Here is a 3,579-nt window from a genome sequence, read left to right as displayed (position 1 = left end):
AAGTAACTGGTTGCAGTTTTTTCTATTTGGGGGCTGTCTTAACGCGACAGCCCCTACTTTTTCTGATACACCAAGACTCCTGACGCTCCCAGCGGTATCAGGGTAGGTGGAATAAACTATCTCCCCAGTAGCTTTGTTAAACAATTATTGTGCCAAAACCTCAGCTAAATGATACAAATGCAGGTCAATTTCTTTTTTCTTGCCGACAGCATCCGCAATAGGTACTTCAACACATTGATGATCACGATAGCCGACCATGATATCACTTTTACCAGTCAGCAGTAATTTGATAGCCCTTTCAGCCAACTTACTGGCCAATATCCTGTCGGTAACCGTAGGTGCGCCGCCGCGTTGAATATGGCCCAGCACCGATACCCTGGTTTCTAAACCAGTTTTAGCAGCAATAAAGTTCCCTAATTCAATAGCACTGCCTGCACCTTCAGCCACAACTACAATACTGTATTGCTTGCCTTTAGCCCGTGATTCCAGCAATTTCTTGCAAATATCCTCCCGGGAAAATGGTACTTCCGGAATGATAATGCTCTCAGCGCCACCCGCTAAACCGGCAGTAAGAGCAATCCAGCCGCAATTCCTGCCCATCACTTCAACCAGCATAACTCGGCCATGGGCTGAGGCAGTATCACGCAATTTATTAATGGCCTCGAGGGCAGTATTTACCGCTGTATCAAAGCCAATCGTATAATCAGTCCCCCAAATATCATTATCAATGCTTCCTGGAAGGCCAACCGTTTTAATCCCCAACTCGCCTAATGCCTTAGCACCTGTCAAAGAACCATCGCCGCCAATGACAACAAGCCCCTCAATCCCATGGGATTGTAAATTGGCTACTGCTTTTTGACGTCCCTGCAAAGTTTTAAATTCCTCACTGCGGGCTGTTCCCAGAAATGTTCCGCCTTTTTGAATAATATCGCCTACTGATCGCGAATCCAATCTGATCATATTATTTGCAATCATGCCAGCGTAGCCGTTTCTAATTCCCCAAACCTCAACTCCATTGGCTAAAGCTACGCGAACAACTGCACGAATAGCGGCATTCATTCCCGGACAGTCACCGCCGCTAGTAATTACTGCTATCTTCTTCACATTACCCCTGCCTCTCTTAATAAGAAAATTCTGTAGCAACCTACCAATATATTTTTGCAAGCAAATAGTGCCTACTTACCCTCTGATATGTATATTTTACCCGCATAACCAACTAGCATAAGTATTACAGGGTAGTGGCTGGCAAGAAAAAGCGTTTCTCGTGACTGCTATGATTCAAGCAACAGCCTTAACTGCTTGAATTCCTAGCCATGTAGCAAAAAATCCAATAACCAAATTTGTTGCTATGTTATAAAAGGCAGACAGCATACCGGCCTCTTTGAGTAGCGTAAACGTTTCATAGCTATAAGATGAAAAAGTAGTCAATCCACCTAAAAAACCGGTTGTTACAAGCAGACGCCAATATGGACTTACTACCACTTTCTCGGTAACTAGTGTCATAAAAACGCCAATAATAAAACACCCTATAACATTAACAAACAAGGTTCCATAAGGAAAGGCGCCGCCAAATCTAGCGGCCGCCCATAGCGAAACAGCATATCTGGTCGCAGCACCAATGCCGCCGCCTAAAGCTACAATTAGGATGTTTACTATCATCTTACACCTCTGTTATAGTATGCACTACAGCTATCATCGTGTCTGATATATTCTTAAATTATTTAACTTATTTTAACATATTTATCCTCAACATTGCTACGAACGAAAAGGAATAACTAATGTTTTTAATTTAGTTTTTTGAGAAAATTCTTAAACAAGCAGGGGCCGTATTGAACGTTTCGATTCAATACGCCCCCTGCTTGTTACCTGTAGGCTCATACTTTTTGAAATGTATTAACCGCCTACCATCAATGCTTGTACCATGTTAAAGCACCTGACTGGAAGCTGCCACATTTTCCAGGACACCGCTCGCGCTTCAGCAACAGCCAAACGGTTTGTACCTGAGCCGACGCTAATTTGCTACTTATTTACTGTAACGGTGTAATATTCCTTCTAACATCCTTGCATGTCTTGCTTCATCTTTGGCCGACTCATTAAAATAGTCTCTTGCTGTCTCAAGTCCTAATTCCTGTGCTTTTTCAGCCGCTTGTTTCTTACCCTGATTAGCAAAAGTTTCTCCTTCCAGCATTTGCTTGATATTTTCAAATAAATCTTCCTGGATCATTCCGTTAAACTCGGCAAAGCGTGCAGCGTGTTCTGCTTCTTCCCAAGCAATGGTCTTCAATACTTCGGCAATTTCCGGATAGCCTTGCCGCTGAGCCAGTCTTGCCATAGCCAAATACAGTCCAGTCTCAGTAGTTTCACCAGTAAAGTTTTGTTTAACAATACGTTCGATTTCAGTCCCTTTAGTTTCGCCGATAATATTTTCCACTGTCAATTCTCTTTTCATTATACATACCCCTTTCTATTTTCGCTGTTGAACAGCTTGTAAAATCTTATCAGCTATTTCAGGATTAATTTTTTTAATATCTCCTAAATATAATAGCGTACTGCCTTTGTATTCTTGCACTTCGCCTAGCAAAATAATTTCCAGACAGGATCGGATAATATTAATAATACATTCTTCATCATGATACACATTACAGTTGCGGCATTGATTCAATAAAAAACCAATAGCATTAATCACTGAGTCAGTATCATACACCTTGGTATCGCTATAGGGAATTTCCTGAAGACCGTTAGCGATAAATTCATCCTTTTGTTTAAGGACTGTCATCAGCGATTTTTTGCAAAATCCAATCAGACATTTTTCTTTTTTACATTCCGCACAAAACTCTCCTTCCAAACAGCAATTACCTATTTCAGAGATCAGAGCATCGATCTGCAAACATCATTCCTCCTCTAATTCCCATACCACACTCTTATAATATCCATTATCAGGTATATTTTAACAATAATTATTATTTTTTGCAAGTTGTTTTTTGTTTAATACTTATATAGTAGTCATGTCCACCCATAAACGATCTATCTATTCCTTCAAACCAAAAAAACAGTGTTGAATTTCTATGTTTCAACACTGTCCGGTTCACGTTATAGATAATATGTAGTTTTTACAGACTTCTATGCGGGCTTGTAATCCTTTATTGGGCACTGCTTACTGATTGTTTCCAGCGTTGCGCCCCACACAAACAGCGGTATTGAGGTCGGATCACTGCTTTACAATGAAAAACCTTGGTTCCACATTCTTGGCACGCCCATACTTTAGACCTTTCTATAAAAGGGTTGTCACAAATGCGTGCTATTTCCCCTGTTTTTATTTTCGATACAAATGGAATCACCAAACCATCTCCTCTGGCTACTGATAAACTATAGCTGTTTACAGGTCAGGACAATGAACCGTTCAATGCTAGAAAACTTTTTGGGGTTCAGGCATACTTCGCTTCATCATGAGTCGCCGCATTCCGGACCATGAGGAGGACCACCACCATGACTAGGAGGTCCGGAAGGGGGGCCGGAAGGAGGGCCGCCAGGACCGAAAGGACCACCAGGACCACCAGGGCCACCAGGGCCACCAGGACC

The 3,579-nt window shown here is 41.9% G+C and carries 4 protein-coding genes; all 4 read right to left on the bottom strand.

What is annotated here, in order from left to right; all coding sequences use genetic code 11:
- Positions 1-144: 144 nt before the first annotated feature.
- The gene (gene pfkA, locus AC29Z1_RS03490; protein ID WP_488270069.1) at positions 145-1,104 is read right to left on the bottom strand and encodes a 6-phosphofructokinase; all 960 of its coding nucleotides are present in this window, start codon (positions 1,102-1,104) and stop codon (positions 145-147) included.
- Positions 1,105-1,278: 174 nt separating this feature from the next.
- Entirely contained in the window at positions 1,279-1,659 is a 381-nt protein-coding gene (gene crcB, locus AC29Z1_RS03485; protein ID WP_488270068.1) for a fluoride efflux transporter CrcB, read from the bottom strand.
- A gap of 364 nt (positions 1,660-2,023) precedes the next feature.
- Positions 2,024-2,449 carry a ferritin-like domain-containing protein gene (locus AC29Z1_RS03480; protein ID WP_488270067.1) on the bottom strand — a complete coding sequence of 142 codons (426 nt, stop codon included), beginning with the start codon at positions 2,447-2,449 and terminating at the stop codon, positions 2,024-2,026.
- Positions 2,450-2,464: 15 nt separating this feature from the next.
- A complete protein-coding gene (locus AC29Z1_RS03475) occupies positions 2,465-2,887 on the bottom strand; it encodes a hypothetical protein (RefSeq protein ID WP_488270066.1) in 423 nt (140 codons plus the stop codon).
- Between the last annotated feature and the right edge of the window lie 692 nt (positions 2,888-3,579).

Source organism: Sporomusa sp., from assembly GCF_057736855.1.
The sequence above is the reverse complement of the archived record's forward strand: the minus strand, read 5'-3'. Positions and strand labels throughout refer to the sequence as shown.

What these genes read in the sequence shown, in the direction of transcription:
- crcB (WP_488270068.1), bottom strand. Translation starts at nt 1,659, where the DNA reads ATGATAGTAAACATCCTAATTGTAGCTTTAGGCGGCGGCATTGGTGCT.
- AC29Z1_RS03480 (WP_488270067.1), bottom strand. Translation starts at nt 2,449, where the DNA reads ATGAAAAGAGAATTGACAGTGGAAAATATTATCGGCGAAACTAAAGGG.